The organism is Acetobacteraceae bacterium (assembly GCA_039613835.1).
Classification (GTDB): domain Bacteria; phylum Pseudomonadota; class Alphaproteobacteria; order Acetobacterales; family Acetobacteraceae; genus Sorlinia.
Genome location: CP154827.1, coordinates 1,298,524 through 1,325,514 on the forward strand (window position 1 = coordinate 1,298,524; position 26,991 = coordinate 1,325,514).

Annotated in this window: 29 protein-coding genes and 2 pseudogenes; 22 read left to right on the forward strand and 9 right to left on the reverse strand. The window is 57.4% G+C overall.

The window, feature by feature from the left end:
* Positions 1-35 precede the first annotated feature (35 nt).
* Positions 36-632 (reverse strand): 5,6-dimethylbenzimidazole synthase, encoded by a 597-nt coding sequence (gene bluB / locus AAYR33_07090; GenBank protein XAO72426.1) that lies wholly within the window; start codon positions 630-632, stop codon positions 36-38.
* A gap of 7 nt (positions 633-639) precedes the next feature.
* Positions 640-966, reverse strand: coding sequence for a cobalamin biosynthesis protein (locus AAYR33_07095; protein XAO70805.1), 327 nt, complete (start codon positions 964-966; stop codon positions 640-642).
* Between the two features lie 347 nt (positions 967-1,313).
* On the opposite strand from AAYR33_07095, the gene AAYR33_07100 reads away from it, so the two are divergent.
* The 5 genes from AAYR33_07100 to AAYR33_07120 all read left to right on the forward strand — a co-directional run bounded on the left by AAYR33_07100 (position 1,314) and on the right by AAYR33_07120 (position 4,361).
* On the forward strand, positions 1,314-1,727 hold the full coding sequence (locus AAYR33_07100; protein ID XAO70806.1) for a hypothetical protein: 414 nt from the start codon (positions 1,314-1,316) through the stop codon (positions 1,725-1,727).
* Positions 1,646-2,320 carry an aminotransferase class I/II-fold pyridoxal phosphate-dependent enzyme gene (locus tag AAYR33_07105; GenBank protein XAO70807.1) on the forward strand — a complete coding sequence of 225 codons (675 nt, stop codon included), beginning with the start codon at positions 1,646-1,648 and terminating at the stop codon, positions 2,318-2,320. Before AAYR33_07100 ends, AAYR33_07105 begins: the two co-directional genes overlap by 82 nt.
* A 151-nt stretch (positions 2,321-2,471) precedes the next feature.
* Positions 2,472-3,113: a 7-carboxy-7-deazaguanine synthase gene (queE, locus tag AAYR33_07110; protein ID XAO70808.1), complete on the forward strand. Its 642-nt coding sequence runs from the start codon at positions 2,472-2,474 to the stop codon at positions 3,111-3,113.
* Positions 3,113-3,814 (forward strand): 7-cyano-7-deazaguanine synthase QueC, encoded by a 702-nt coding sequence (gene queC, locus AAYR33_07115; protein XAO70809.1) that lies wholly within the window; start codon positions 3,113-3,115, stop codon positions 3,812-3,814. The genes queE and queC overlap by 1 nt, the downstream gene beginning before the upstream one ends.
* Positions 3,807-4,361, forward strand: coding sequence for a 6-carboxytetrahydropterin synthase (locus AAYR33_07120; GenBank protein ID XAO70810.1), 555 nt, complete (start codon positions 3,807-3,809; stop codon positions 4,359-4,361). Before queC ends, AAYR33_07120 begins: the two co-directional genes overlap by 8 nt.
* Positions 4,362-4,379: 18 nt before the next feature.
* On the opposite strand, the gene AAYR33_07125 is transcribed toward AAYR33_07120, so the two are convergent.
* Positions 4,380-4,607, reverse strand: a complete 228-nt coding sequence (locus AAYR33_07125; protein ID XAO70811.1) for a hypothetical protein — start codon at positions 4,605-4,607, stop codon at positions 4,380-4,382.
* A gap of 831 nt (positions 4,608-5,438) precedes the next feature.
* Between AAYR33_07125 and AAYR33_07130 the strand changes: the two genes are divergently transcribed.
* Positions 5,439-5,924 carry a hypothetical protein gene (locus AAYR33_07130; GenBank protein ID XAO70812.1) on the forward strand — a complete coding sequence of 162 codons (486 nt, stop codon included), beginning with the start codon at positions 5,439-5,441 and terminating at the stop codon, positions 5,922-5,924.
* 119 nt (positions 5,925-6,043) lie between these two features.
* On the opposite strand, the gene AAYR33_07135 is transcribed toward AAYR33_07130, so the two are convergent.
* The gene (locus AAYR33_07135) at positions 6,044-7,327 is read right to left on the reverse strand and encodes an adenosylmethionine--8-amino-7-oxononanoate transaminase (protein XAO72427.1); all 1,284 of its coding nucleotides are present in this window, start codon (positions 7,325-7,327) and stop codon (positions 6,044-6,046) included.
* Between the two features lie 115 nt (positions 7,328-7,442).
* Between AAYR33_07135 and AAYR33_07140 the strand changes: the two genes are divergently transcribed.
* Genes AAYR33_07140 through bioD form a run of 4 tightly spaced genes read left to right on the forward strand, consistent with a single transcriptional unit; the run spans position 7,443 to position 10,750 of the window.
* The gene (locus AAYR33_07140) at positions 7,443-8,624 is read left to right on the forward strand and encodes an 8-amino-7-oxononanoate synthase (protein XAO70813.1); all 1,182 of its coding nucleotides are present in this window, start codon (positions 7,443-7,445) and stop codon (positions 8,622-8,624) included.
* On the forward strand, positions 8,621-9,304 hold the full coding sequence (locus tag AAYR33_07145; GenBank protein XAO70814.1) for an alpha/beta hydrolase: 684 nt from the start codon (positions 8,621-8,623) through the stop codon (positions 9,302-9,304). Before AAYR33_07140 ends, AAYR33_07145 begins: the two co-directional genes overlap by 4 nt.
* Complete coding sequence (locus AAYR33_07150; protein XAO70815.1) at positions 9,301-10,089, forward strand: methyltransferase; 789 nt, start codon at positions 9,301-9,303, stop codon at positions 10,087-10,089. The genes AAYR33_07145 and AAYR33_07150 overlap by 4 nt, the downstream gene beginning before the upstream one ends.
* Positions 10,079-10,750 (forward strand): dethiobiotin synthase, encoded by a 672-nt coding sequence (gene bioD / locus AAYR33_07155; protein ID XAO70816.1) that lies wholly within the window; start codon positions 10,079-10,081, stop codon positions 10,748-10,750. The genes AAYR33_07150 and bioD overlap by 11 nt, the downstream gene beginning before the upstream one ends.
* Positions 10,751-11,011: 261 nt before the next feature.
* Here bioD and AAYR33_07160 read toward each other — a convergent pair whose 3' ends face one another.
* The 3 genes from AAYR33_07160 to AAYR33_07170 all read right to left on the reverse strand — a co-directional run bounded on the left by AAYR33_07160 (position 11,012) and on the right by AAYR33_07170 (position 13,089).
* A complete protein-coding gene (locus AAYR33_07160; protein ID XAO70817.1) occupies positions 11,012-11,281 on the reverse strand; it encodes a hypothetical protein in 270 nt (89 codons plus the stop codon).
* Positions 11,282-11,284: 3 nt separating this feature from the next.
* On the reverse strand, positions 11,285-12,367 hold the full coding sequence (locus AAYR33_07165; protein XAO70818.1) for a glycosyltransferase family 4 protein: 1,083 nt from the start codon (positions 12,365-12,367) through the stop codon (positions 11,285-11,287).
* Between the two features lie 89 nt (positions 12,368-12,456).
* A complete protein-coding gene (locus tag AAYR33_07170) occupies positions 12,457-13,089 on the reverse strand; it encodes an NUDIX hydrolase (GenBank protein XAO70819.1) in 633 nt (210 codons plus the stop codon).
* Positions 13,090-13,574: 485 nt separating this feature from the next.
* On the opposite strand from AAYR33_07170, the pseudogene AAYR33_07175 reads away from it, so the two are divergent.
* The 7 genes and pseudogenes from AAYR33_07175 to AAYR33_07205 all read left to right on the forward strand — a co-directional run bounded on the left by AAYR33_07175 (position 13,575) and on the right by AAYR33_07205 (position 19,514).
* A pseudogene (locus AAYR33_07175) lies at positions 13,575-14,328 on the forward strand (DUF2272 domain-containing protein).
* A gap of 155 nt (positions 14,329-14,483) precedes the next feature.
* Positions 14,484-15,506, forward strand: a complete 1,023-nt coding sequence (locus AAYR33_07180; protein XAO72428.1) for a cysteine synthase A — start codon at positions 14,484-14,486, stop codon at positions 15,504-15,506.
* Between the two features lie 16 nt (positions 15,507-15,522).
* A pseudogene (locus AAYR33_07185) lies at positions 15,523-16,279 on the forward strand (response regulator).
* 749 nt (positions 16,280-17,028) lie between these two features.
* Positions 17,029-17,196 (forward strand): hypothetical protein, encoded by a 168-nt coding sequence (locus tag AAYR33_07190; GenBank protein ID XAO70820.1) that lies wholly within the window; start codon positions 17,029-17,031, stop codon positions 17,194-17,196.
* Positions 17,196-17,879 (forward strand): ATP-binding protein, encoded by a 684-nt coding sequence (locus AAYR33_07195; GenBank protein ID XAO70821.1) that lies wholly within the window; start codon positions 17,196-17,198, stop codon positions 17,877-17,879. The genes AAYR33_07190 and AAYR33_07195 overlap by 1 nt, the downstream gene beginning before the upstream one ends.
* 114 nt (positions 17,880-17,993) lie before the next feature.
* A complete protein-coding gene (locus AAYR33_07200) occupies positions 17,994-18,473 on the forward strand; it encodes a YqaA family protein (GenBank protein ID XAO70822.1) in 480 nt (159 codons plus the stop codon).
* A gap of 15 nt (positions 18,474-18,488) precedes the next feature.
* Positions 18,489-19,514 carry an SDR family oxidoreductase gene (locus AAYR33_07205; GenBank protein ID XAO70823.1) on the forward strand — a complete coding sequence of 342 codons (1,026 nt, stop codon included), beginning with the start codon at positions 18,489-18,491 and terminating at the stop codon, positions 19,512-19,514.
* 51 nt (positions 19,515-19,565) lie between these two features.
* Here AAYR33_07205 and AAYR33_07210 read toward each other — a convergent pair whose 3' ends face one another.
* Both AAYR33_07210 and AAYR33_07215 read right to left on the reverse strand, forming a co-directional pair.
* Positions 19,566-20,444 (reverse strand): 4-(cytidine 5'-diphospho)-2-C-methyl-D-erythritol kinase, encoded by an 879-nt coding sequence (locus AAYR33_07210; protein ID XAO70824.1) that lies wholly within the window; start codon positions 20,442-20,444, stop codon positions 19,566-19,568.
* The gene (locus AAYR33_07215) at positions 20,441-21,664 is read right to left on the reverse strand and encodes a hypothetical protein (protein ID XAO70825.1); all 1,224 of its coding nucleotides are present in this window, start codon (positions 21,662-21,664) and stop codon (positions 20,441-20,443) included. The genes AAYR33_07210 and AAYR33_07215 overlap by 4 nt, the downstream gene beginning before the upstream one ends.
* A 111-nt stretch (positions 21,665-21,775) precedes the next feature.
* On the opposite strand from AAYR33_07215, the gene AAYR33_07220 reads away from it, so the two are divergent.
* The 5 genes from AAYR33_07220 to AAYR33_07240 all read left to right on the forward strand — a co-directional run bounded on the left by AAYR33_07220 (position 21,776) and on the right by AAYR33_07240 (position 26,816).
* Entirely contained in the window at positions 21,776-22,627 is an 852-nt protein-coding gene (locus AAYR33_07220) for a uracil-DNA glycosylase (GenBank protein XAO70826.1), read from the forward strand.
* Between the two features lie 301 nt (positions 22,628-22,928).
* Positions 22,929-24,785, forward strand: coding sequence for a lytic transglycosylase domain-containing protein (locus AAYR33_07225; protein XAO70827.1), 1,857 nt, complete (start codon positions 22,929-22,931; stop codon positions 24,783-24,785).
* A 271-nt stretch (positions 24,786-25,056) separates the two neighbouring features.
* The gene (locus tag AAYR33_07230; protein XAO70828.1) at positions 25,057-25,284 is read left to right on the forward strand and encodes a hypothetical protein; all 228 of its coding nucleotides are present in this window, start codon (positions 25,057-25,059) and stop codon (positions 25,282-25,284) included.
* 12 nt (positions 25,285-25,296) lie between these two features.
* The gene (locus AAYR33_07235; GenBank protein XAO70829.1) at positions 25,297-26,250 is read left to right on the forward strand and encodes a hypothetical protein; all 954 of its coding nucleotides are present in this window, start codon (positions 25,297-25,299) and stop codon (positions 26,248-26,250) included.
* The gene (locus tag AAYR33_07240) at positions 26,226-26,816 is read left to right on the forward strand and encodes a hypothetical protein (protein ID XAO70830.1); all 591 of its coding nucleotides are present in this window, start codon (positions 26,226-26,228) and stop codon (positions 26,814-26,816) included. Before AAYR33_07235 ends, AAYR33_07240 begins: the two co-directional genes overlap by 25 nt.
* Positions 26,817-26,991: the final 175 nt, after the last annotated feature.

Sequence of the window (26,991 nt, forward strand, 5' to 3'; positions counted from 1 at the left end):
TAAATCCATCGAGATCGGTCCGGATGTCGCGCCGCTCAGTTTTTCTCTTCCAGCTCCGGCGTTTCAGATAGTGACTTCGGGTAGCCGACGCAAAGATACGCCATCATCTCCCAACCAGGGTCAACCTCAAGGATTTGGCCCGTTATGGCGGGGTCAAGGATAGACACCCAGCCGACGCCGATGCCGCGCACCGTCGCCGCTAGCCAGAAATTATAAATCGCCATGACCACGGACCATTCGACCGTTTGCGGCATAGTGCGCCGCCCCAATCCACGCCCCTGCGTTGGTTCCGGGACAAAAAAAACGGCAATGTGGTGGGGTGCGTCCTTCAGCCCGTTTAATTTGAGACGCGCATATTCCTCTGCATCACGCGCCGGCAACTCCGCGCGGGCGGCGCGATTGCATCGTTCAAATTCCCGGTGGATCGCTAGACGGCACTCAGCGTCTTCGACACGGATGAACCGCCATGATTGCGAAAGCCCAACGGAAGGCCCCATCGACGCGCGATGCAAAAGCGCCTCAAGGACAGGTTCCGGCACGGATTGTTGCTGAAAATGCCGCACATCCCGCCGCCACCGGAGCAGTTGATCAAGCTCCTGCGTGAAATCGGCAGAAAACGCCATGGACGACATATAACCCTCATTTGACAAGTTTAGACCCCATCGAAGGTTCAGATCGAGGGGCGGGCATATTTAACGTGTGGCGGCGGTGCATAGCAATCCAATTATCGTGACAAAGAGGACACAGGCACGCGCATAGAGGCGCAAGGCCCGGCAGCCCGGCCATAAGAAACCAGAAAAGCGGCGCGATGACGCCATCGGAAAAATTCTCGGCAAGACTTTCAATCGCAGCGCGCGCAACGCCGCTTTCATCCAACGCGCGCACGTCTCGCCCCACAATGCGAGTCACAGCGCGACGCCCCGCCTCGAACCCGTGATGCGACAGAGCCTGTGCGACATCGGACACGTGGCGCCAGAGACTTTTCTGTGCGATGAAAGGCGCAGAAAAGTTCGAGAAGCACAGGCCGCGCCATGAAGAGGAAGCGGTGCACAATCCCCCACTCCACCAGGCCGGCGAAAATTCCGGCGGGTATGATGATGGCGGCGAGACATAACATGCCCCGCCACCGCCCCTTTCTTTCCGGGAGAGGCTGGGTGTTAAGCTGCGCCTCCATGAGGGTGATCAGCGCCCCGACCCATGTTACGGGATGCCCGATGCGACGAAATAAAGCTTGCGGATAGCCCTATAAAGCGTCCAGCAAACAGGCGATCAGCGCGGCCCAGAGGGTGACCTGGCCGTCAAACATAAGGGTCGTGCGGTGGCGTCACATGCATCATGATGCGGTCATTCCTGATATCAGCGCGTTCGGCGCGTATGGCGGGTCCGTGCTGGTCTTTCAGCGCGCTTTCCCCGAAGCGCCCTTACCGTGGTACGATTTATCGACGGGGGTCAATCCGTTTCATTATCCGATAGGCAACCTTCCCGAAGACGCGCTTTGCGCGCTGCCGGAGGCAGAGACCCTCGCACGACTGCGTCAAGCCGCCGCCAAAGCCTATGGATGTGACGCCAGCCTGATTGTCGCCCCCCGGACACGCAGGCCATTATCGGCCTCCTGCCCTATCTCCTCCGCCCGCCGCGCGTCTATATGGAAACACCAACTTATACCGGGCATGAAGAAAGCTGGCGCGGTGCGGGCATTGCCTGCACTGCCCGAGCAGACCTTATGACAAACGCCATCGACCCCGGATGCACCTCTATTTTGTGCCGCCCCAACAACCCCGGCGGTCGCCGAAACACCCTCACGGAATTAAAAGAATATGCAGCCCTCATTGAGCAACGCCGCGGCACGCTGATCATCGACGCCTCCTTCGCGGATTTTGAAACGACGTCCCACGCCGCGCTTCTGGAAAATCCGGCGGTCATTATGTTCCGCTCATTCGGGAAGACTTACGGGCTGGCGGGGCTGCGCCTCGGTTTCGCGCTGGGGCGGCACTCTGTGATGTCCCGCCTCGCCACCGCTTTGGGGCCGTGGCCGGTCCATGAATTGGCCCTCCATATCGGCACCAGCGCGCTGGAAGACGCGGCATGGCGCTTGAAAATAGCGGATAAACTTACGGTCCATGCCGAGAAATTACGCGTGATGATGTCACGTGCCGGATTCAGCTTTGTCGGTGGCACGCCTCTCTTCTCGCTCTTCTCGCATCCGCGAGCAAGGCATTTCTGGCGCTACTGCGCCGCTCAGGGCGTGGCGACGCGACGTTTCCGCGACAGGCCCGAATGGCTTCGATTAGGCCGCCCGCGGCGACGCGGCCACGTTTGATCGCCTTGAAACAGCCCTGATCGCGGCGTCGCGCTGACGCTGTTGGAAACCGTCGTGGACATAAGGCCCGTGCACTCCCGCCACGCGGATTCCGCACAACACAACTGATTTTTTTCTTGCATATTGCGCGCGCCTCACCGACATGGCGTGCATGGCCTACAGCATTAAGGAAATTTTTGCGACGCTACAGGGGGAAGGTGCGCATTCAGGACGCGCGGCAGTCTTCTGCCGTTTTACGGGTTGCAATTTATGGTCCGGCCTCGAATCCCACTGGGCGCAGGCCGATTGCACATTTTGCGACACAGATTTTGTCGGGGTGGATGGCGTCAATGGTGGGCGCTTCGCTGATGCGGAAAGTCTGGTTCGTGTCATCTCGCAAGTCTGGGATGAAACGGGGGCAGGCCGCGCGCAGCGTTATGTCGTCTTCACGGGTGGGGAACCGCTCCTTCAGCTCGACCCGGTTTTGATCGACGCCATGCATCGCGCGCAGTTCGAAATCGCCATTGAGAGTAATGGCACGATCCGTGCGCCTGACGGGATTGACTGGATTTGCATCAGCCCGAAACCCGGTCCTGAAACAATCCAAACCCGCGGAGATGAGTTGAAGCTCATCTTCCCCCAAGAAAATATGGACCCGGCGCGTTTTTCCGATTGGGCGTTCCGGCATTTCTTTCTTCAGCCGATGGATGGACCGCATTATAAAAAGCATCTTGCGGAAACGATTGCCTATTGTCAGACGCATCCTCAATGGCGCCTCTCCCTCCAGACACATAAGCTGATCGGTATCCCCTGATGCTTTCCGATAATGCCGCTCTCATTTTATTTTCCGGCGGGCAGGATTCCGCAACATGTCTCGCCTGGGCGTTACAACGTTATGACCGTGTTGAAACGGTGGGATTCGATTACGGCCAGCGTCACGCTGTTGAGATGTCATGCCGTTTGAAATTGCGCGAACTCATGCCGCGCCTGAAGCAGGAATGGGCATCCCGCCTCGGACCGGATCATGTGCTAGACCTCAGGACACTGGGCGCGCTTTCAGAGACGGCCCTGACGCGGGAGGCTGAGATCAGGATGACGCAATCCGGCCTGCCCAGCACATTTGTCCCGGGCCGTAACCTTCTTTTCCTCACTTACGCCGCGGCGTTGGCTGTGCGGCGTGACATGCGCCATATCGTTACCGGTGTTTGTGAGACGGATTATTCCGGCTATCCGGATTGCCGCGACGATACCATCAAAGCGTTACAAGTCGCCTTGAATCTCGGTATGGAAGCGCGGTTCGTCCTCCACACACCTTTGTTGTGGATCGATAAAGCGGAAGGCTGGACGCTCGCGCGGGAGATCGGGGGCGATGCGCTTGTGTCGCTGATCCGCGAGGAAAGCCATTCCTGTTATTTGGGGGATCGCGATCATCATCACCCATGGGGATATGGATGCGGCACCTGCCCGGCATGTGAATTACGGGCACGGGGATGGCAGGATTACGTCAATGCTTGACCTGCAATTCACCCGGCGCTTCTCCATGGGGCACCGTTTACTGAGCGATGCCGCACCGCGCTGCGCCATACCCCATGGCCATAATGAATATGTGACAGTCTCAATCCGCGCACGCAACACCAAGGCGCTGGATGGTCAGCGTAATATGGTGGCGGCTTTCGCGGATGTGAAGCGCCGCTGGCACCACTTCATTGACACACAGCTTGACCACGCGTTGCAACTCGGTGAGGGCGACAATCTACTCAACTGGTTTGCAACGCATGAGCCGGAAAATTACCGTCGGATCATTGTCACGCCCGGTGACCCGACGACGGAGTTGATGGCCGCTCTCCTGATGGCCAAAATCAATAGTTTCCTGGAGGCCGATATGCCGGATCTGGTCTGCCATCATCTGACCCTGTGTGAGACAGAGACGAATGCCGTGTCGATTTCCGGCCCGGTTGAGGATGTCCTGCCGCAGCTTGACCGTCCACGATCACTTTGCTGGTGGTGGCGTGCCGATGACACGATTTCCAACGCGCACCTAAACCTGCGTGACTCGGGCTGACACCGCTTTCCCCGAACATCAAATGATAGCGCCGTCCTTGTGATAGGTCATGATGCAGCCTGAGTAAGAGATCTGACGGCCCGGATCATAAAACCTGATCCACTCGTTCCAGGCTTCGCCACGAAGTTCCGCCGAAACGCGGAAAGGGCTTTCCGGCTCGTGATGATCCGTCTGGGCGGGTGCGTCATTTTGACGCGATGTTGTCGGCTCGTCCTGCTTCCTAAAGCGGTCAGTCGAAATAGTCATGGCGGTCATCCGATTAAAACGGTTGCAAATGGATCTTCTGTCGACACTTCCCGGCGTCTTCGACAGCATATGGAGGAGTCATCAACAGCCCATTAAGGACTCAATTTCCTAACGGATGATTTTTTAGAATCCAGTTTTTTCCTAATCTGTTGAACCTCAATTTCTTTCTTATATACGCTTTGGATACCAATCCGATTCGCTTCTTAAAATTTGTTTTCGTAAAATAACGAAGCCGTTAGGACTCACTCTCTCAACAGATGACCACTCTGCTTAATTGCGTGTGGACATGGTGTGCGCACGAGATTTTACTTCACATCATTTCGGCGCGCGCCAGTTGATTGACAGAGCGTAAAATAGTGAATCACGTCTCGCCCCCCTTCGGCGCCGGGACATCCTAAGGAGCCGAGTCACCTCTTGAAAATGACGGTTTGTAAAATCAAAATCTCCCGATTCTGGCATAGGATGGAAAGCGACGCATTATCGGGAGATTTCCATGATGATATCAAAATTCCGTGATTGTAGAATTATTGTCGGATCATTGATGGAAGCCGAACCTGAAAGGCTTTGACATTGTTGCATGTTGTACGAATACCGTCCTATCATGCTGTTTTTTAAATTGTAACTTGACTGTCCATTGTGGAGCAAACGGGATGAGACTTCCGCCTAAGGAAACATCGTGATAGATTTGTCGCAATACGCCGAGAGGGCGTGTCAGCATGGGTCTTTCACCGGGAATGGAGGGGACGATGCAACGCCCCGTTTGGTGCGCGACCCTGCTATCTTATTTTATCACGGCGTCACGCCGTATCGTAAAATATAACGTATCACGCCGTGTTAAGCCATTCATCATGTCGTGTTTCTGAAGGGAACATTCATCATGCGCTCAATCTCACGCCGTTTATTCAACTCTTCCATTTTCGCCATTTCTGCGACATCAATTGTCGCATTGTCATCGCCCGCCCAGGCAGCCCCGGATGCTCTCGGAAAGCCGGTGGCTCATTTCCGCTGGAGGCAAAATCCGCAGATATCGGGATCGGCTTCACCTGGGGTGAAGGCAAGCTCACTTACAAAGGGCGCGCGTACCGCTTTAAGGTCTCCGGCGGGAATATCGCAGCCGTCGGTTTCTCAAAAATTACTGCCATAGGCACGGTTTATAATCTGAAAAATCTACACGATTTTGACGGTGGCTATGCCGCGCTCAATGGTGATGTCACGCTTGATCGCGGTATTGGTGGCGCGGTTATGAGCAATAGTAACGGCGTCAAAGTCAAATTCACCTCAGCCACACGCGGCGCGCATCTGGCCGCAGGCGCGTAGGGACTTTCCTTCCAGATTCGAGAAAAATGAGCATCTGACGTTTTAAAAGGCGGGGTGACCCGCTTTTTATGCGCCCCTTGGCCGCGTCGGCGCGCCATGATTTTTGCTCGGTCGATATGTCACGGCAATTTCCTGAACGCCCCCGCCCGCACCACGTCGTAAATAGCGCCGGTCAGGCGGCACAACGTGGCTTCATCAATGGTAAAGGCCGGCGTCAGATAAATGATATTGCGGAACGGCCTTATCCACACGCCTGACGCGTCAAAAGCCGCCCTAAGTCGGTTCATATCCTCGATCGCCTCAATCTCCACGACGCCGATCGCCCCCATGACACGAACATCGCGCACAGAGGCTAAATCCCGGCATTTCTCCAATTCCCGCTGCATGATCTCTGCGATCTTCCGCACCTGCGCCAGTCGGGGTTGGTGGCGGAAAAGTTCGAGTGACGCACAGGCAGAGGCGCAGGCGAGTGGGTTGCCCATAAAAGTCGGGCCGTGCATCAGTGCCGCTTTCGGGTCATCCGACAGGAAGGCATCGAAGACATGCTTGCGCGCCACAGTCGCGGCGAGCGCCATGGTACCACCCGTCAAAGCTTTGGATAAAGTGATGATATCCGGGACCGCTCCGGCCTGCTCACAGGCAAACATCGTGCCCGTCCGGCCGAACCCGGTGAAGACCTCGTCAAAAATCAGCAGGACACGATAGCGATCCGCGAGGTCACGCAGTTTTTTGAGGATGGAAGGCGGATGGAAGATCATGCCCCCCGCCCCCTGCGCCAGTGGCTCCACAATCATGGCGGCCATGTTGTCGGATGATTGCTGGAGTAAACGCTCAAAAGCCGCCTCGTCCTCAGACGTGACGGGAAGGGGCTGCACATATTGGCGCGGCAGAACCCCCGTGAAGAGGTGGTGCATACCCTCCTCCGGGTCACAGATCGCCATGGTGGCCTGGGTATCGCCGTGATAGCCACCGGTGAATGAGAGAATGCGCGTCTTACCCGTTTGCCCCTTATTGAGCCAATATTGGATCGCCATTTTCAAAGCGACTTCCACCGCGACGGAACCGGATTCGGAAAAGAAAACGTGATCCAGATCGCCGGGCAGGTACGTCGCAAGCGTCTCTGACAATGCCAATGCCGGGCGATGAACCATTCCGCCCAGCATGATATGCGGCATGTCATCCAATTGGCGACGGACAGCAGCGGCGATGTCCGGGTGGTTATAGCCGTGGCATGCCGTCCACCAGGAAGCGACACCGTCATCCAGATGGCGTCCATCTTCGAGAATGATTGTTGTGCCCGTCGTGCGCGCGGCCGTCAGAGGCGGTGTGGTTGTTTGCATCTGAGTGTAAGGCAACCAGAGGTGATTGCCGCCGGGACGCGCCATTAATCGAGTCACTTCCATTTTAACGGGATCTGACGACTCATTTACCGCCATACTGAAAAGAGGTCAAAAGCAGCGCCGCCGCCATTTTCGAGGCGGGAATTGACAAGCGGAGCGCTTAGCGTCACGAAGGCACATGTCTCGTTTTGACTCTATCTTCCAGAAATCGCTCGCGCAGCGGAAAAACTCGGGGATTTTCCGGCAGGCGCTGCCAGCGCATCCCGCGACGGTCACGCATGCGGCGCGGCTCCATGATTTCCGCAGCAATGATTATCTCGGCCTGTCCCACCATAAGAAGCTGGCATCCCGCGCGGCCTTATGGGCGCAAGAATATGGGAGTGGCGCGGGTGCGTCCCGCCTCGTCTCCGGCACACTTGCCGCGCATGAGTTGGTTGAGTCGAAACTTGCCGCGCTCAAATTCACTGAGAGCGCCTTATTGTTTCCATCTGGGTTTCAGGCAAATATCGGCGTGTTATCGGCGCTGCTCAACCTGTCGATGGAGGCCACTGGCGAGGCACCTTCCATCTATATGGACCGACTTAATCACGCGAGCCTGCATTTGGCGTGCAACGCGGCGGGAGTGAGGCAGAAGCGCTTTCGTCATAATGACGTCAACCATCTTCAGGACCTTCTCAAACGCGACACCACCTCAAAGGGGCTGCGTTTCATCGTCACGGAAAGCGTCTTCTCCATGGATGGCGACCGCGCACCGTTGGAAGATCTCCGCCTGTTGGCGGATCGTTACGACGCTTTTCTCTATATTGACGACGCTCACGCAACCGGCATTTTGGGGGAGGCCGGGTGCGGCCTTGCCAGTGTGGTCAAGCCTGATCTTATACTCGGCACATGTGGCAAGGCCATGGGATCAATGGGGGCATTTATTGCCGTGTCCCAAACCCTGCGCGACTGGGTTATCAATCACTGTACCTCTTTTATCTATAGCACGGCCATCGCCCCCCCGATCCTCGGGGCCATCGACGCGGCGCTTGATCTCCTGCCAGACATGACGGCGGAACGGGAAAACGTGGCCGCCATGGCGGCATGCCTGCGGCAGAAGCTTCATGAAGCCGGACTTGCGACAGGGGATTCATCAACGCAGATCGTCCCTTTCATGATTGGTGATAATGAGGCGGCTCTCGAAATCGCAGCCCGACTCAGGAAGGGAAATATCTACGCCACCGCGATCCGCCCTCCGACGGTTCCCAGTCATACGGCGCGACTGAGATTGGCCCTCCATGCCGGGCTGACGCGGGAGGATGTGCTCACTTGCGCCGAGAAGCTGATCGAAATCCACGATGATGTGATCGGCACCCGATGACAGTCCATCATCCTGATCTCGCAACGGGAAATGCGGGTGAAGCGCCTGAACTGGTCCTGATGCATGGCTGGGGCTACGACGCCACATTATGGAACGATGTGGCATCTCTCCTGGCGCCGCTTGCCGTCACAAAGCTTGAGGCCGGTTATTTCGGCGCCGCGCCCTTCCTGACCCTGCCGACCCGCCCTTTCATCGCCATTGGGCATTCCGCGGGCGGGCTGTGGTTTCTGAAACAAAATCTGACCCATTGCCGCGCCGTCATTCTGATCAATAGCTTCACCCGCTTCACACGCGGCGAAGACTTCCCGTTGGGTCAGGCACCCTCCATTCCTGCGCGCATGTCACGTCGCCTTGCCACCGCGCCCAAGGATGTCATCACCACTTTCCGGAAAAATATTGGTGACAGCAGCACTTTCAATAATCCTGTTACGAATCGATTGATGTCTGGCCTCGCTGACCTCACGGCGAATGACGCCAGACATCAGGCACGCATCATGACGCCTCCGCTATATGCGCTCGCCGGATCTGACGATCCGCTCATTCCTCCGCCTTTATCCCGCATGTGTTTTGAAAATCTGCATCATCTTGCATGGGCAGAGGGCGGCCATATGCTCCCCCTTGCCCAGCCACATTCATGCGCCCGATTTATCAGAAATATTCTTGACGACTTGCACCCATGAACCCGGCTGACGTCGCGCGGGGTTTCAGCCGCGCCACACTTTATGATGAAGCCGCGCGCGTGCAGGCGCGGACAGCGAAATTATTGCGCGACCAGCTTGCCGGGATTTACATCGCACGTGCAGCTCCGAGGCGCATTCTCGAAATTGGCAGCGGCACGGGGCTGATGACGGCGGCGCTGCTCAACCTCTTCCCGCAATCCGAGCTGATTGTGACGGATCTCTCCCAAGACATGCTGTCACGATGCCGCGAGAAGATGCGCATGCAATATCCCGCGCGACGGATCACCTACATCGCGATGGATGGTGAACGCCCCAGCCTGACCCCGTCTTTTGACCTGATATGCTCCAACTTCTGCGTGCAATGGTTCCAAAATCGCAGGGAGAGTTTTCAGCAACTTCGCGGCCTGTTGCGAGATGAGGGGGTTATGGCGCTTTCGACGCTTGCTGAGTGCAGTTTTCGGGAGTGGCACACGGCCTGCGCCGCCGCTGGCATTTCCGCGGGTTTTGGCCCATGGCCGTCACTGACGACTCTCAAGGCGGAATTCCCGCAGGATGGCACGGGTACGTGGTCCGCCCATCGCCTGACCGACCCGGTCGGGAGCGGGCGGCAGTTTTTGCGGGATATCAGACGTATCGGCGCGGCACCATCCGGCTTTGCGAGGCGCCCACTCACCCCCCAAGCATTGACGCGTATCCTGACATTGTTTGACCAGGCGGGCGCGTCCATGACTTATGAGGTCGCGATCGGCATATATCTTGCGCAGGAGGCTCGGCATGAAAGCTGATCAGAACGGAAGAACCGGGTTTTTTATCACCGGCACGGGCACAGGCGTTGGTAAAACGCTCGTCTCAGCACTCATAACGCTGGCTCTTGATGGCGATTACTGGAAGCCCCTGCAAACCGGCCTTGCCGAGGATGTTGGCGACACAGCGGACGTGGCCTCCCTGACAGGGTTACCGCCTGAACGCTGTCATGCGCCCCTTTATCAATTTGATGCCCCTCTCTCACCCTGGAGTGCGGCGCGACGCGACGGGGGCCATGTTGATTTATCGCGCATCTCCCTGCCAGCCACAAAGCGCCCCCTCGTGATTGAAGGGGCTGGGGGATTAATGGTGCCGCTCAATGCCGGGCAGCTCATGATTGATCTCATCGCGACATGCCATCTGCCCGTCATCCTTGTGGTCGGAACCGGGCTGGGCAGCATCAATCACGCGCTTCTAGGTCTGGAAGCCTTGCGCAGACGGAAACTCCCGATTGCCGGGATCGTGATGAATGGCGCGCCTCATGCTGATGACACGGATCTCATCCTGCATTTTGGCGGGCCGCTTCCATGCGCCTCTATCCCGCATCTGCCCGAACTGACAAAGGAAACTTTGAGAACAGAGGCCGCGCGGCTCCGGGAAATCTTCTCCACCCGTTCAGGCACTGAAACCACGCGACCGTAAATTCCTGAGATCCGCGTCGGCCTAATGCGACAGATCTTTGAAATCCTTTTTCGTTTTTGACACGAAATTGCTGAGTTTACGGTCATGGCGCTGCCGGGATTCCCGCCAATTCTTGACGCGTTGACGCCCTGCCTCGACGCTCTTCTTCCGCGCGTCGGACAAGGCGACGGATTTTTTCTTCAGACTGTCAGCGTCTCCGACAAGCTTTTCCTTATCTGAGGACCATTTCGATTTCAGGTAGTCGCCCGACTCCTTCAGGCGCTATTTCTGCGCTTTCTGCCAGTCAGCACCTTTTGATTTCCAATCATGGTTGGATTTCTTCCAGCTTGAAGCCTTGTCGTGGAAGCGAGTCTCAGCCGCGTCCATACGGTCGAGGAAATCCTGGCCATGATCACTGGATGATGAAGCTGCCGAAGCATCGGACTGTGCCCGGCCATGCTGAGGATAAGCGAGGATCATGCCGAATGCCACGGCGGAAGCCAGACTTGTTTTGAGAAATTTGGGGCGGTTTTCAATTTTTGACACTCCCATCTGTCAGGGTGTGGCAGGCGTTCCTGCCCTGTTGACCATTTTGAGTCGTAGCGCCTGCAAGCGGCGAATGGCGGGATGTGTATCAAATAACTGGGCGCGCTCAAGCCCACGTGCCGCATAATTCGCGCGTTTGTGAGAATCCTGCATGAGGCTGAGCAGCGCCTCTTCCAGCTCATCCGGTGCATCCACCGCCGCGGTGAGGGCCGCATCACCCACCACCTCCGGCAGGCCACCACTGCCGGAGGAAATAACGGCCGCACCACTCGCCATGGCCTCAAGCGCTGTCAGCCCGAAGGGCTCCGGCCATCGACTGGGAACAACCACAATGGCGGCCATGGCCATGATGTCCAGCACTTGCTGATGCATCTGATAACCCGCAATCGTGATGCCGTAATCCTCCGCTTCACGCTCCACCCGGTCGACAAAACTGGTGCGCGAGGCATTGAAGCGGAAGCGGTCAGCACCGACCATGACGGCGCGCCAGTTCGGCACCTGCTTGCGCACATGGCCCCAGGCCTGCACGAAACGATCCGCCCCCTTATCCGCCACGACACGTCCCACGAAGAGGACGATAGGCGCTTTCGCCTTCGGGCGCGGAGGCAGGGCACCGAGATCGAGCGAATTGGGGAGGACATCGACATCCCCGGTATAGACATCCTCAAGATAACGTTCCCGCAGCCAGCGTGAGACCGTTACGACCCGCACCTTGCGTATAAGGGCCTCACGTTGTGCCGGGGTGCGCGCGCCCTTCATGCTCTGGGGGTCATTATGCAGGAAGAGACTGACGGGCAGGCCGCTCCGCGCCAAAGCATGGGCCATTGCCGGACGGTTATGCACCTCAACGAGGTCAGGCCGGAATTTTTTGATCAGTTGCTGCACGCCCGTGCGATAGCGGACCCCCTCCCGTGCCCACCGCCAAGGCAGACCCGGTTCGGACACAGCTTCAAACTGCCCGCCGGGCAGGACAGGCCCGCTGATCGGCATCCCGACCACAATATCCTCGGGCTGCGCCAATCGCGAGGCCAGCAATGCAATGGCCCCTGCCTGGTCAGACGCGTAACCTTCCCGACGGGGGAGGACGATCATCGCCCGGGGTGCAGCTTCCATTGACCCGTTGACCTGTGCCTTCCGCATCATTCAACCCCTTTTGCAAACGGTGACGCCCCGCTGCTGCATTATTCAAAATCCGTCATCAAATCCGGCTGGTGATGATGGTCGAACATACGTTCTATCTGATGCATCCGGACACGACCGGAAGAGAGATCGGTCGGAATTTTATCCCGCGTGAACCAGCCCGTCCCGCATGTCTCATCCGTATTCTGCAACGCGACCCCGCCCACAAGGCGACATATGTAGAATAATTTGGCACAACTGAAGACCTCCGGTCGATGGCCCTGACGGACGCGGTCCCATAAAGCGGCGAGCTTGACGGGGGCGACGTCATAACCGCTCTCCTCCCGCACTTCCTTGACGGCATTTTCAGCCGTTGTGAGATTAACATCGGCCCAGCCGCCCGGAAGCGTCCAGCGACCCGCATCGAGTGTCTCCCGCACCAGCAGGATACGTCCCTCTTCATCGAAAACAGCGGCGCGCACATCAATTTTAGGCGTGGCATAACCGCTCTCCTGCGCATGGAGGAGGCGCAGGGTTGTCGCATCCTCACCCGACCGGATGGCAAGAAGGTTTGACGCAATATCGCGCAGACGGTGATAGCGCGCGACATCATAGAGATTTGTACTGAAAGTCAGTCCATTCTGCGCGATGGCCTGTACCTCTCGACTGAGGGTCAACCAGTCCGGTTCCGTCATCCCGTATCTCCCACTCTGCGTTTCTGCAATATAAACTGGGCTGAATCACTTAAAAACCACTCAACACGCACATTTTGCAGGATCATCCGGCCCTTTCAAAAGCGCCGGGCACACGGTGTGAAACCGCCCTGAAAGGCAACTCCTCGGACTTTACAGCGTCGTTGAATCGTGAGCATTCTTTGACTCTGGAATTCGGTCTCGACCGCGATGCTGTGGGTTCTGACCGCGTGAAGGTGAATGATCTGGTCACACGCATCGCCGATCCGGGAGCTTCTTTTGAAAAACCGATTCACCATTGTCGGCCTTTTTTGCCCTCAATGCGCAGCATAACCCCTTACTGGGGGCATGTTCTGCCTGTCATGACCATGGTCAGCGCCCTGTTGATAATGTCTGCATGCAGCGCCCCACCCCGCCCCCACCGGGGCATCGGGCGGCGTAGTGTATGACGCGGATGGCCGTGCAAGCTGGTCCAGCTATAGTCACCGCCGGATTTCGGGACACTGAATTATGAGCCCTTCAACCGGCAGGATGCGGTGGCCATCGCCCTGCGTGAATGGCGCCTGTTTGGCAGCCCCGTCGTGGATGATGACCCAGAATCCCGTCCCGATAATGCAGATCCCAGCCTCAAACCGGAGCGTATACCCGGATTATTGCAGCGCGTCGGTGAATATTGGTGGATCGGGCAAAATGCCGGCGCGCATCAGGTTGGCTGGACAGGCAAGCAGGATGGCCCGGGGCGGCGCTTTCCGGCGCGGGATGATGGTAATTACGCGTGGTCCGCAGCTTTTATCTCCTATGTCATGCGGATTGATGGTGCGAATAGCCGCTTTCCCTATTCTCTCGATCACGCGACCTACATTAACGCCGCCGTCTCCGGCCAGACATCGGGCCTGATTGCCCGCCGCCCCTCCGATTATGCGCCCCAATTGGGTGACCTCATCTGTGTCGGGCGTGGGCGCAGCCGCGACATTACTTACGCGATGCTCCCCACGACGCGGAGTTTCCCGTCCCATTGTGGCATCATCGTCGGCACGGGTCAGAGCGGGGCGCCATTTGGGAGGCAGATCAGCATGATCGGGGGCAATGTCATGGACGCTGTCGCCCTCACCCACGTCCCGACGGACGCCGCCGCGGAGGTTGGCGGACAGCTCCGGGCAGAGTTATGACAGCCGCTATAACTGGCTGACCGTTCTGCAGGTAAGATATGACGCGGAGCAGGAGCCGGATGCCGGGATGTAACCTGTCCATCAAAGTATCGCAGCATCGACGCAACGCGCATTGAAACCGTGATGTCGGCTCCCTATCTCAACAGCTTCTCATAAATTTGAGGAAGTCACGTCAAGATGGAAGGCAGCATGTCAGATATAACGGGCGCAGCGATCAAAAATTTCGACATGAACAGTTGGCGCCGGACATCTGACTCAATGTCTGAAGCCATCGGTGGCACACCGCTCATCCTTTTGCGTGGCGTCTCCGAGGCGACAGGCTGCAAAATCTACGGCAAAGCGGAATTTATGAATCCCGGTGGTTCGGTCAAGGATCGGGCCGCGCTGGCGATTATTTCTGACGCGGAAGCACGTGGTCAGTTAAAGCCGGGCGGTGTTATTGTGGAAGGGACAGCGGGCAATACCGGCATTGGCCTGACCCTCGTCGCCCATGCGCGCGGCTATCGCACGATTATTGTCATGCCCGAGACGCAGAGCCGGGAAAAAATCGATTTTTTGAGGATGATCGGCGCTGACCTGCGTCTTGTCCCCGCGAAGCCCTATCGCGATGCGGGTAATTACGTCCGTGTTTCCCGTCGCATTGCTGAAGAGACGCCCGGCGCGGTCTGGGCCAATCAGTTTGACAATACCGCCAATCGTGAGGGCCATCGCCGGACGACCGTCCCGGAAATCTGGTCACAACTGAATGGCCGGATTGATGCATTTACCTGCGCGTGCGGCACGGGCGGGACCTTGGCAGGCATCGCATTGGGGCTGGAAGACGCATCACGTGGGGCAGGTCGCGCGCGACCGCGCATCGTCCTCGCGGATCCGGAAGGTTCCGGCCTGGCGGGCTGGGTCAAAAACGGTGATCTCACCCCTTCAGGCAGTTCCATCACAGAAGGGATCGGCCAGTCCCGCGTGACGGGAAATCTTGAGGGCGTCACATTTGACGATGCGGAAAAAATCCCCGATGCGGAAGCGCTTGAGTTGATTTTCGCGCTGCAAATGCAGGAGGGTCTCAGCCTTGGCGGCTCATCGGGCATCAATGTCGCCGCCGCGACGCGCACGGCGCGAAAACTGGGCCCGGGCCATAATATTGTGACGATCCTGTGCGATGGTGGCACACGCTATCAGTCAAAACTCTTCAATCCGGAATTTCTACGTCAGAGGGGCCTCCCTATACCGTCATGGCTGAAGGACGAAATGTAACGATAGGTAACGACGCTTGAATTTCGTCGTCCATCCCGTCCGTCCTCATCACGATGTCCACGCGCCCCCACTACTCGTCGTTGATGATGATCGCGAGATCCGCGCCTTACTGGCGCGGTATCTTGAGAGAAACGATTTCCGCGTGTCGACAGCGCGTGACTGTGTGGAGGCCCGTCAGGTCTGGGAACGCGGACATTACCAACTCGCCGTGCTTGATCTAATGCTCCCTGGTGAGAGCGGCCTCGATATTGCGAGATGGCTGCGTGGGGAAAATGACTCCCTGCCGATTTCTTCCTCACCGCGATGGGAGATGAGACCAACCGCATATTAGGGCTGGAACTGGGCGCGGATGATTACCTCGCTAAACCCTTCAACCTCAGGGAGCTTCTCGCGCGCATCCGCGCTGTCCTGAGACGCAGCAACCCGCCGGAAAAACCGCTCGCCTTGAAAGGGGGCATCATCACTTTCGCCGATTTCCGATTGGATCTGGAACGGCGTCATCTCCTCTCCCCGCAGCGGGAGGAAATTGCCCTGACAGGCGGGGAATATGACCTTCTCCGCCTTTTTCTGCAACGACCCAACCCGTTCTGACGCGCGACATGCTCTCCGACCTGCTACGCGGGCGGCAAAGCGGCGCTTTTGACCGGGCGATCGATGTTGCCGTCGGACGTCTGCGCCGCAAGCTTGAGCAGGACCTTCCACAGGGGGATGGCGCGCCATTGCAAATCATCAAGACGATGCGTAGCGGCGGCTACGTCCTGGCCGCGACGGTGTCAGAAGTGCCCGGCTCATTGACACCACCGGAGACTATCCGTGAACCCCGTGACGCGCGACAGCAGAATTTTCGATCGGCGTCCCTTTTTCAATGGCTGGTTCCTAAATCACTCAAAGCCCGCACGAATTTGCTTCTGTTTTTCGGGATCGCCTGTGTGCAAAGTGTGAGCTTCGCCATTTACGCTCTGGGCCGGTTCTGGCTCACGGATCGCGCCGTCATGCAGGAGAGCAAACACAGGGCTCTGTCGATCTACCAAGTGATCATGTCGATGCCGATCAGTGAACGTGCGCAGGCTGTGGCGGATTTACGCCTACCACCAGGTTTCTCAGTCAAGCTGGCGAATGGGCCCGATGAAGAATTTTCAGCATCCCTCCCGTCTCAGAATCTCTACCTTCTTCCCGTCACAGCTTCAAGGAAATCTGTCCGACTCTTTACGAAGAATTCTGTTAAAGACCCTGATCATCCTCACGCTGGGAAGGATTACATATCCTCTCCGCAAGTTTTCTTTATCCAAGACCATCACGACACGAGCGTCGAAAGCCTCGTCGAGGGTCACGATCTCCTCGGACTCATGATGTTGGAAGGCGATAAACGGCCGCGCGCCGTCGTTTTCGAGCGCCGCAGACGTTCCCACCTATTTTCCATGTCGATGCGGTGCAGCGACGAGGATCGTTGGCTGATCGTCCGGTTTCACGTGCCGCCACCCAACCCTTTTGGCTCATGGAGTTTTTTGCGGCCCTGCTGACCATGGCAGCGGGCGGCGGCCTCGTCATCGCTTTCGGCACGCAACGCCTCATCACCCCGATCGGCACATTATCGGCAGCCGCAGAACGGCTGGGCCTCGACGTTTTTTCGCCCTCTCTACCCGAGAGGTGCGCGACTGAGATCCGTCGCGCCGCCCATACCTTCATGTGATGGCAGATCGCAATCGGCGTTTTCTGCGTGATCGCATCCTGATCCTCACGGCCCTCAGCCATGATCTCCGCACGCCTTTGACGCGCATGAAACTCCGGACAGAATTTATTGATGACCCTGAATTACGTGAGCGCTTTACGCTCGACCTTACTGAAATGGAGGAGATGGTCGCAACAACCTTGGCATTGGGCAGCGACCCGACGCGCCATGACCCCCTTATCCCGATTGATCTGACGCAGCTCATCCTGGATGTCGTGTCAGACATCAAGGTAAGCCGACCGGAGGATGGTGAGAAAATCAGTTTCTCATCGCGGGAAGTCGCCGTCACGATCCGGGCCCAGACCCTGCTGCTGAAACGCGCCCTCAGCAACATCATTCTCAACGCGTTGACTTATGGTGACCGCGCGGAAATCGCCCTCCGACTGGAGTCGTCCGATAGGGAGGGCCGCCAGGCCGTGATCATCATTGAGGATGACGGCCCCGGCGTGCCGGAGGACCAGCGTGATCAGATGTTTGAGCCCTTTACGCGTGGGGAAAAAGTCAAAACCGTGAGACGGGCGGCCATGGTCTGGGCCTGGCAATTGCGTGTTCCGCCGCGCAGACCCATCGCGGCACCATCACCCTCACCAACCGCGCGGAGGGAGGCCTGCGCGCGACACTCACTTGCCATGCAATGGGGATGATCACCCCGCGCAACCCGCCTCGCATTCCTCCGGCCGACTGTGACACACGATCCGACCCGGTTGCGCCCTCGACAGAAATGGACAATTCTTCCATGATAGGTCAACGCAACTGACGTGATTGAGGTCATGCTTCAACGTCTTTACCAGAAAATCCTCGCCCTCTCCGCCGCACCCAACGCAAAATGGTGGCTGTTCACTGTCGCTTTTGCAGAGGCGTCATTTTTTCCGATCCCGGTCGATGTGCTGCTGATCCCGATGGTGCTCGCGCAACCCCAGAAGGCCTGGCGACTGGCCACGATGTGCACGGTCGGAAGCGTCCTCGGCGGTTTGATCGGGTGGTGTATCGGGGCCTTTCTGTTTAGCTACGTTGCCCTACCCATTGCAGAATTTTACCACGCAACCCACACCTTACTAGCAATGCAGGAGAAATTCCTGCGATACGGCATGGCGATCATCCTCTTAAAGGGGCTGACACCCATCCCATTTAAAATCATTACAATCGCGGCCGGGGCGGCGCATTACCCGATATGGCCATTCCTTCTCGCTGCGCTCGTTTTAATTATCGGTGGTGCTGCGGTCGTTTTCTATTTCTGAAGCAGGAGGCTCGCCATGCCGCAACAAGTCGCTGTCGTCACCGGAGCGGGAAGTGGCATCGGGCGCGCCACAATCCGCCTGCTGGCAGAATACGGTTTTGACATCGCCTTGATGGGGCGCGATGCGAAACGCCTCAAGGCCGCGGCGGCGGAGCTTAAGCCCTCCGATGTCAAGACCCTCGTCATGCCGGTTGATGTCGCGGATGGCGAGGCACTGGAGGCGGCCGCCGACCGGGTTGAGGAGAAACTTGGCGCGATCACTGTCTGGATCAATGCGGCCGGCGTGTCCGCCACTGGCCCCGTCCTCTCGCTTGAAGCCGCGGCCTACGCGCACGTGATGCGGGTGAATTATCTCGGCGCCGTCAATGGCACGCGCGCCGCCCTGCGCGTCATGCGCCGCCGTGGTGAAGGGCAGATCGTCAATATCGGCCTCGCCCCGCGCCTGCGCGGCCTGCCCCTTCAGAGCGCGAATAATGGCGCCCATGCCGGTCTCAATGCGTTTTGCGACTGCGTCCGGCCCGAAATACGCGCCCTTTCCGACCGTATCGCCCTGACGATGGTCAACCTCTCCTGGATCAACACACTGCGCTGGACGTGGGGCCGTAACCGGTCAGGCCATCAACTGAAACCGATCGGCCCGATTTATGAGCCGGAAGTCGCAGCCCACGCAATTACCCGGGCGATTTTCAGCCGACAGCGCGATGTAACGATGGGGGCTTCCTCCATTATCCCGCAATTTCTCAGCACATTTCTGCCGCAGGTTCGCGACGCTTTTAATGCGTGTCGCGGCGTCGCCCAGCAGAGAGGGTTGGGTAAGGCACATCACCCTCCGGAAACCTCTCACGAAGATAATCTTGAACAAAGCGTCGAGGATGCGTTTGTAGCGCATGGTCCGCATGAGGCCAAGCCTTTCCGCTCACGCGGGCGCAAGCCTGTGCCGCTGACCCATCGCCTGCGCTATATATTGGGCACTATTGTGACTTTGGCGCTGTTTTACGCTTTTGGTTATGTCGCGCCCCCGCGCTTTCCCCGCAAAAAATGACGCTGCCAGCCTAACGGCCGATCTGGCTTACGGTAGAGGGCGTGACGTGGTTCAGGTCAGGGCGGGGCCAGCCTCCGCCCACCATCCTTTCGCGCGACATTGATGGGACGCCTGCTCTGCTTCCTCAGCGGCTGCGAAAATACCAAAACAGGTCGCGCCGGAACCACTCATGCGCGCCATCCGGCACCCCGGTGATGACACGATAAGGGTCAGGACCTGATCAATGATGAGATAATTTGACCGTGCGGGGTCCTGCAGGTCATTCGTCGTTTGATTCAGAAATGAAATCAGCGCGTCGAGATCCGGCCACGCGGCAGGGAGATCTACCTCCTGGCGGAAGCGCTCGTGATTGACCCTCCAGGATGTAAAAATCGCCGGGGTGGAAACAGCGATCCCCGGATTGACCAATAGGAGATGGAAAGGCGGCATGGCGGGTGCCGCGGACAGATCTTCCCCAATGCCGCGCATCCGCGCCGGGCGCTGCGCGAGACAGACCGGCACATCCGCCCCTAATTCCTGCGCCAGAGCGGGGATTAGGGCTTCATCGACATCCCAATGCGCCGCCATGATCCGAAGGGCCGCGGCAGCATCTGCGGCCCCCCCCCCGATGCCGGATGCAACAGGGAGATTTTTCGTGAGTGTTAGGTGTAAACCTGACTCCAATTCGGATGCCCGAACCCGCTTGAGGCTGCGCGCGGCCCGTAAAATGAGATTATCGTCGCAATCTGTCAGACCATCCGCAAAGGGACCGTCAATCTCCAACGTCACGTCATTTGGCTGCGCATCATGAGAAAAGGCGGTCGAAGCCGTTAATTCGTCGCCGGAAGCCGCAAATATTGCGAGGCTATCGAGCAGGTGATAGCCATTATCCCGGCGGCCTGTGATATGCAGGTAAAGATTGATTTTGGCGTGTGCTTTTTCCCGATTCATGGGTGCGATGCGTCCGACATAGGGCTATCCGGCCCGGCATGATGGGGCGCGATAATGCGCGTGCCCAAGGGTGGTGGCGCGCCTTTCAAAGCGGCAACAAGGGCATCATGTGTCGCAACATCCGGTTTGGCGTCGAGCGCGCGGGTCCATTCCGTCCGCGCTTCCTCTTTCATGCCGTGATACCAATAGGCGACACCGAGATGGGCATCGTCACGTTGCAATTGTGCGAGCTGTAACCGTGCGAGCGTTAAATGTGGGGAGAGGTAAAGCGCCCGTCCGAGCACAGCGCTCTGATAGCGTTTTGCGAGTTGCAGCGCCTCAGGATCGATTGACGGGCTTTGCGCGCCGGATGCGGCGAGAGATGTCGCCTCACTCAGGGCGCTGGCATAAAGCGTCATGATCTCCGCCGCCATTTCCTGCCCGGAAGGCCGAAGACTGAGATATTCCGGCGTCAAGCCTGCAGCGAAAATCTTGGAAGCGTCGCGCTGTCGCAGACGCGACAATAATGAGAGCGCCTTGTCACGATGTTGATTGGCATTCTGCCACGCGGCCTTAAACTGGATAAACCAGATCTGAATAACAGTCGGTGCCGCGTCAATCTGGCGCGCGGCCGCCTGGAACATGGGTTTGAGCTTCGGGTTGGAAGGATTATCCGCTGCCAGCACGCGCATCAGCAGAAATCGTGACAGCCAGTCATCCGGCTTACGGCCCGCATCCTGCAATAATGTCACGGATTTAGCGCGCTCACCCTGGCCATACCAGGTCAGCGCGACAAGGCTCGCCGCGAGATTATTGAAGACAGAATGTAGCCCTTTCATCAACGGCGTCAGTTGGACACGCGCGTTCGGCCATTCTCCCTGCGCGATATTTTCCGTCCTCAGCGTGAAATGCGCGAGCGGCGTTTTTTGCTGCATCATGGCGATTCGATGCACGTCGCACGCGGCATCCGGCTTTGCGTCAATCAAGGCATAGAGCAGGGCCAACTCCCTCAATGGCTCGGGCGCGCCGGTCCGGGTAGCGGCCATCAGCGCTTTGCTGGCCGTCGCGGCATCATGACGACGGATCGAGATCAAAGCACCAAGAAGCGCGCCCGATTGCGACAGGCCGGGCTTGACCGCGTGGCCCCGCAGCGCCGATTGTCCCGCCACATGACATGCTGTCGGCAGGACAAACAGAAAAGACGCCAGAGACCGCCGCAGGAAAAAAAGTTTGGTTTGCATAAGCAGACATCTTAAACTTAAATGCGATAAACTTAAATCCTGCGATCGCCCTCGCCGAGGCGTCTCGCGAGGCGGTTACCATGCTTGAAATCGGGAGTCGCAAGGGCGCGCATGTCGCAAGATGACCACGACACGGCACCGCACCCGGCGGCCGCGCTTCCCCCACCGTCTCCGGAGGCGATCCGGGCCCTTCTTGATTTTTACGAAAATTGGGGCGTAAACTATTGGTTACAGGATGAGCCGGTCGCGCAAAATCACATAGCCGCCGCCATCCCCGAAAGCCAGTCACCACCAAACGAACCCTCTGCAACGATCAACCCCACGCTGGACACGGATCGCGCATCGCACCCGAAACCTGCGATATCGACGCCTGCGACGACCCGTCACGAGGCGCCGACGCCGCGCGGAGGACAGACGGTGCCGCCTTCAGACGGAGCGCGTCACCCGGTTCTGGCAGGTCTGGCGCGCACGGCGATGTCCGTTGTCACCCCCCTGATCGTGCCTTCCGCGTCACTGCTTGTGATCGGCGAGGTGCCGAATGCCGATGAAGACCGGAGTGGCATCGTATTTTCCGGAAAAACGGGGGAGGTTCTGGATAAGATGCTGGCCAGCGTCAATATGTCACGTGCCGAAATCTCACTCGCCCCGGCTTTGCCCTGGCGCACCCCCGGCGGGCGGCATCTCAACCCCGCTGAAATGGTTCCGGCGCGTGCCGAGCTACAAGCCCTGATTGATCAGATACGTCCGCGCCAGATTGTGACGATGGGCACCACCCCCTTGCAGCTTGTCCGGGCCGAATCGACGCCCCTGACCAGCGTGCGGGGCAAATGGATGGATGTCGATATTCTCGGCCAAACTTATGCCCTCCTCCCCATGCGCCACCCTTTGCAGATTTTGACAAGCAGCCGCGCGCGCCAGGATTTCTGGCGGGATCTCCTCACGCTCGTCGATAGCAGAAAATAGCCGCAAATTTAACGCCTTAAGCATCATTTATTAATTATGTAATCCCGATTGGGAAATAAATATTTAATACCGATTGACGCACTAGCATATATGAGAAAATCCGGTTAGATGCTCGAATTGGGGTTTTTGAGCCACAAATTTAGACTTGCAATTTTCTCTGTGAGCCCGTATTTCCCGCTCCACTATGCGAGAAACCTCTCTTTTCGCATCGAGTAATAGCGCGCGCGCCTTCGTGCTGAGCGTCGCATTTTTGGCGGGCTTTTCAGCTGCACCTTTACGGGCCCAAACGTCCAGAAACTCGATGCAAACCGGTATCAAAGTTCCATCTCAGGTCGAAGAAACCGCCTTCGCCATCCCGCAATCCCCCGGTCTTCATGGATCGGGACATGAGTTGCCGCGCCCTCTTTCGGCAGCAGATGCCGCCGCGCTGCGCAAGGCATTCCAGGCTCAGCGGCAGGGTGATTTCACCTCAGCGATCCGATATAGCGAAGCAACACATGACCCAGTCCTTCTGGGTGACCTGTTGGCAGCGCGCTATCTCAACCCGGAATTTCATCCCAATGCGCCGCAACTCAAGCTCTGGCTGGCGACGTACGGCAATTACGCTGATGCGGAGGCCATCCAGGGACGTCTAATCGAAATCAGCCCGCCTGGCACGGTCAGATTACAACATTTTGTCTCGCCCCACCTCCCGTCCGATACGGAAGTCACGATTGACGCATTGCCGGAGCCTGACCCCGTCGCCGCCTCATTGCGGCGCAATGCATCACTGGATCGGACGATTGCCGATTGCCTTTCAAAAACAGAGCCGGCGCTTGAGCGGGCGCGTCACATTGTCGACACCACCAAATGGATCAGTTCCGTTTATCGCGCGCAACTTTATGCGGAGATCGCATTGGGCGCCCTGGGCGCGGGCGAGAATGCATTTGCTTTATCGACCGCGGAAGCCGGGTTCGCTGCCTCAAAAAATCAATTGGGCTATGCCGCCTATGTTGCCGGACTGGCAGCGTGGCAGGATAATCGCTATCATGACGCGCTGCGGCTTTTTAATGAAGCTGCGGATGCCCCCCTTTCACAGGTGACGGTCAAAGCGAGTGCTTCTTACTGGGCCGCACGCGTTGAAAAGCGCCTGGGCCACGTCGTGAATGCCCGCGCCTGGCTGCGCCGTGCCGCCGCCATGCCCGATACGTTTTACGGTATCCTGGCACGCCAGACAAGCAAACAGCGCGCAACATCACGCCCCCATCAGATCGTCTCCAGCGCGGATCGGGCGGCGATGACCAACGCCGTGCCGGTGATGGGTGAAGTGGATATTCAGGCCGTGGAAGCCACACCGCAGGGACGTCAGTTATTCGCCCTGTTGCAGATTGGCGAGATGGACCGCGCTGAAGCGGTTCTGCGGCGCATGTGGCGCGACATTGAACATGACCGCGCTATGTGTCACTCCGTGCAACTTGTCGCTTCAGCAGCCGGCTTGCAGCGTTTCGCGAGTCAGGTGGCGGCAATCCTTGCCGCGAGTGAGGCGCAGTCTGCGGCGCTCCCTGGCTTTCCGATGCCCCATCTTGCGCCGCGACATGGTTTTCGGATGGACCCGGCACTGATTTATGCGCTGACGAAAATCGAATCGAATTTCAATCCGAAAGCCGCATCAAGTGGCGGCGCACATGGGTTGATGCAGATTAGGCCCCAGACAGCGAGCTTTGTTGTCGGGCCGAAGCCCTCGCTTAATGCGAATGGTGTGGCCATCATCAAAGTCCCTTCCGATATGGTCGGGCAATTACGTAACCCCGCCATTAATCTTGATATCGGGCAGAAATACCTTACTTATCTCGCCACCCTGACCGCCCGCACCGAGTCCGCACCGGAAGGGGGAGAACTGCTGCATACACTGGCCTCGTATAATGCCGGGCCGGGTGCCATCGCGCGTTGGGAAAACAACACTCATAATGATGACATCGCCCGGGACCCGTTGCTTTTCCTTGAGACCATTCCTTTCAAGGAAACGCGAAATTACGTGCGCAACGCTTTAACCTATCTGTGGATCTACGCCGATAAGATGAACCTGCCCATGCCGTCCCTTAACGCCTTGGCGCAGGCACGCTGGCCGGAATTCGCCAAGGAAAAGCAACTCGCTTACGCTGCGCCGACCCTTCATTAATAACCAAATCATCCCGCCCCACCGCCGACAGGGTCGTGCCTGCGCGGATGAAGCCGCTCGTCTATTTCTCGGCAGAGATGGATGATTGCGTCAGGCCGGATTTCATATTTCTGGCGTCGGGACGTCATCGAACGATGAACAAGAGGCGCGGGCGGCCGACACCAGGAGAACCGAAAAATCACCACAAGTTAAAAAAAGTGAATCTGACGGTTGAAATAAATTATAAGTAAAATTATAATGTGAGTATTAAAAATAATAAAAAGAGAAATAAATGCAACAAATAACTATTGATGAAAATGTTAGCGACAAAAATTTAGGAAGAAACGGTCTCATTAAAGAGATTAATGGCGTCAATGGCACGCCGATTTACTTCATACCTGGATTTCCCGATCTTCAGGACCAGTTCAACCAGATCGGGGTCAGCCATGTCCGGTTTCACGACATATTCGGCCCGGGTGACCTCGAAAACAGCGCTTCCACCACGGATACAGGGAGCTAGTTACTCCTGGCCGTGCCTTCCAAGAAGAAGAAGAAGCGCGCGGCAGCTTTCATCGCCAGCATCATGAATGATCGCGCCATTTTCCCCCATGCGAATGAGGGAATGCGCAAACATGACAGGACGCTTGCGGCTTCAGAACCGAACTGGGCACCCACTGATTACTACATCAATGAAACGATGCGTAATATCGAAAGTCTCAATCCGGGACATATTCAACGCGATGTGATGTTTCGTATCGGGCGCTCCAATGGTGGTGGCGCCGACGCACCGGCCGATTTCGACATTTATGCTAAACTGGTCGGGGAGGCCGTGAAGCGTTATTCTGCGGATCTCTCACTCTCCGGCATTCCACGTAAAATCGAATATTGGGAAATCTGGAATGAACCTGATCTCAGCCTTTTCTGGAGCGGATCACCGACGCAATTTTATTCTATGTATGAGAAAATAGCGCGTAAGATCAAATCGATTGATCCGTCAGCCAAAGTGGGCGTCAGCGGTGTCTCCAATGGGGAGAGTGGCTCCGGGCCCTACACGCGAGGTCTCGTTGATTATTGTCGGACTCGAGGCGTGCCACTCGACTTTCTGTCATGGCATTATTATGCCCACAACTCCTCGGATCCACGTCGCTTCGCAAGTTGCGCTACCGCTCAAAGACAAAATCTTGACCGCGCCGGATTCACGAATGCAGAGAGCATCTGCACGGAGTGGAACATCACGCCCCTTTCTTCAGCTGTCACCGCTTCAGCGATTCAATCCGCCGAAAATGCAGCGTATATCGTTGCAAGCTTTGTCACAATGAATAAATCCGCTGTAGATAAAGCTTATTATTACCGCGGCGATGCGGGCTTTCTTAGCCTCTTCAATGATGCCCCAATCCGAGGGACCCTTCCAGTAAGGCTTTCTGCACCTACGCAGCGCAGGCTTTTGGGCTCTACAAGCAGATGTTCGGCACGCCACAACTTCTAGCTTCCCCAGATCTATCGAATAACGACATTTACTTCCTGGCAGGACGCGGTACGAATGCTGTCAACGTGCTCGTATCAAACTTTCACCCGGATACGAGTTTGTCATCGGGCAGGAGAGCACCCAACGGCGGCTTTAATCAGCAACATTATGTGGATTCGAGCCGACTCCTGTTTGCCATCAATGGTGATTGGCGTATTGAGCACTGGTTCGGCGAAGTAAAGGTGGGTGAAGGCAGGAACAGCGCCGACAACGCGCCTCACACGTCGATTGACAATCCGAACGGCGCCACCCCCTCTGACGATCCCGTTACACAAAGTGAAGCGCCCGTATCTGCATCGCCTTTTGTCAGGGCGACCAATGACGGCGTGGTTGTCACCGTGAAAAACCTGCCGACAAGAACGCCCCTCCTTGAGGTCAGAAGGGTTAAAGATAAGGGTAATCTAGGCGTGATCCTTCCCGTCATAGATAATCAAGGTGTGACAATGAAGACCAGCGGAACGACAATCACGATCACCGATCCAAATGCAACCGAATATACGGTCTCACATTACTCGATCATTTGGTAAGTTTTACAGTGTTGCTGGGCGAGGCGTGACTTAGGGGCACAACCGTCGACGCGACCCCCCTGATCCGTCAATCCGCCTCAACAGAAATAAGCGGGTCATTCCTACGGTGATCTGAAACTTTACCATGCCCGCGGAATGACCAGCCGGTCAGAAATGTCCGGATCGGCCCGGTGCG

Excerpts from the sequence above, each read along its gene's own strand:
- bluB (XAO72426.1), bottom strand. The coding sequence starts at position 632 with ATGTCGTCCATGGCGTTTTCTGCCGATTTCACGCAGGAGCTTGATCAA.
- AAYR33_07105 (XAO70807.1), top strand. The coding sequence starts at position 1,646 with ATGGAAACACCAACTTATACCGGGCATGAAGAAAGCTGGCGCGGTGCG.
- queE (XAO70808.1), top strand. The coding sequence starts at position 2,472 with ATGGCCTACAGCATTAAGGAAATTTTTGCGACGCTACAGGGGGAAGGT.
- queC (XAO70809.1), top strand. The coding sequence starts at position 3,113 with ATGCTTTCCGATAATGCCGCTCTCATTTTATTTTCCGGCGGGCAGGAT.
- AAYR33_07120 (XAO70810.1), top strand. The coding sequence starts at position 3,807 with ATGCTTGACCTGCAATTCACCCGGCGCTTCTCCATGGGGCACCGTTTA.
- AAYR33_07125 (XAO70811.1), bottom strand. The coding sequence starts at position 4,607 with ATGACTATTTCGACTGACCGCTTTAGGAAGCAGGACGAGCCGACAACA.
- AAYR33_07135 (XAO72427.1), bottom strand. The coding sequence starts at position 7,327 with ATGGAAGTGACTCGATTAATGGCGCGTCCCGGCGGCAATCACCTCTGG.
- AAYR33_07140 (XAO70813.1), top strand. The coding sequence starts at position 7,443 with ATGTCTCGTTTTGACTCTATCTTCCAGAAATCGCTCGCGCAGCGGAAA.
- AAYR33_07145 (XAO70814.1), top strand. The coding sequence starts at position 8,621 with ATGACAGTCCATCATCCTGATCTCGCAACGGGAAATGCGGGTGAAGCG.
- AAYR33_07150 (XAO70815.1), top strand. The coding sequence starts at position 9,301 with ATGAACCCGGCTGACGTCGCGCGGGGTTTCAGCCGCGCCACACTTTAT.
- bioD (XAO70816.1), top strand. The coding sequence starts at position 10,079 with ATGAAAGCTGATCAGAACGGAAGAACCGGGTTTTTTATCACCGGCACG.
- AAYR33_07160 (XAO70817.1), bottom strand. The coding sequence starts at position 11,281 with ATGGGAGTGTCAAAAATTGAAAACCGCCCCAAATTTCTCAAAACAAGT.
- AAYR33_07165 (XAO70818.1), bottom strand. The coding sequence starts at position 12,367 with ATGATCGTCCTCCCCCGTCGGGAAGGTTACGCGTCTGACCAGGCAGGG.
- AAYR33_07170 (XAO70819.1), bottom strand. The coding sequence starts at position 13,089 with ATGACGGAACCGGACTGGTTGACCCTCAGTCGAGAGGTACAGGCCATC.
- AAYR33_07180 (XAO72428.1), top strand. The coding sequence starts at position 14,484 with ATGAACAGTTGGCGCCGGACATCTGACTCAATGTCTGAAGCCATCGGT.
- AAYR33_07190 (XAO70820.1), top strand. The coding sequence starts at position 17,029 with ATGGCAGCGGGCGGCGGCCTCGTCATCGCTTTCGGCACGCAACGCCTC.
- AAYR33_07195 (XAO70821.1), top strand. The coding sequence starts at position 17,196 with ATGGCAGATCGCAATCGGCGTTTTCTGCGTGATCGCATCCTGATCCTC.
- AAYR33_07205 (XAO70823.1), top strand. The coding sequence starts at position 18,489 with ATGCCGCAACAAGTCGCTGTCGTCACCGGAGCGGGAAGTGGCATCGGG.
- AAYR33_07210 (XAO70824.1), bottom strand. The coding sequence starts at position 20,444 with ATGAATCGGGAAAAAGCACACGCCAAAATCAATCTTTACCTGCATATC.
- AAYR33_07215 (XAO70825.1), bottom strand. The coding sequence starts at position 21,664 with ATGCAAACCAAACTTTTTTTCCTGCGGCGGTCTCTGGCGTCTTTTCTG.
- AAYR33_07220 (XAO70826.1), top strand. The coding sequence starts at position 21,776 with ATGTCGCAAGATGACCACGACACGGCACCGCACCCGGCGGCCGCGCTT.
- AAYR33_07225 (XAO70827.1), top strand. The coding sequence starts at position 22,929 with ATGCAAACCGGTATCAAAGTTCCATCTCAGGTCGAAGAAACCGCCTTC.
- AAYR33_07230 (XAO70828.1), top strand. The coding sequence starts at position 25,057 with ATGCAACAAATAACTATTGATGAAAATGTTAGCGACAAAAATTTAGGA.
- AAYR33_07240 (XAO70830.1), top strand. The coding sequence starts at position 26,226 with ATGTTCGGCACGCCACAACTTCTAGCTTCCCCAGATCTATCGAATAAC.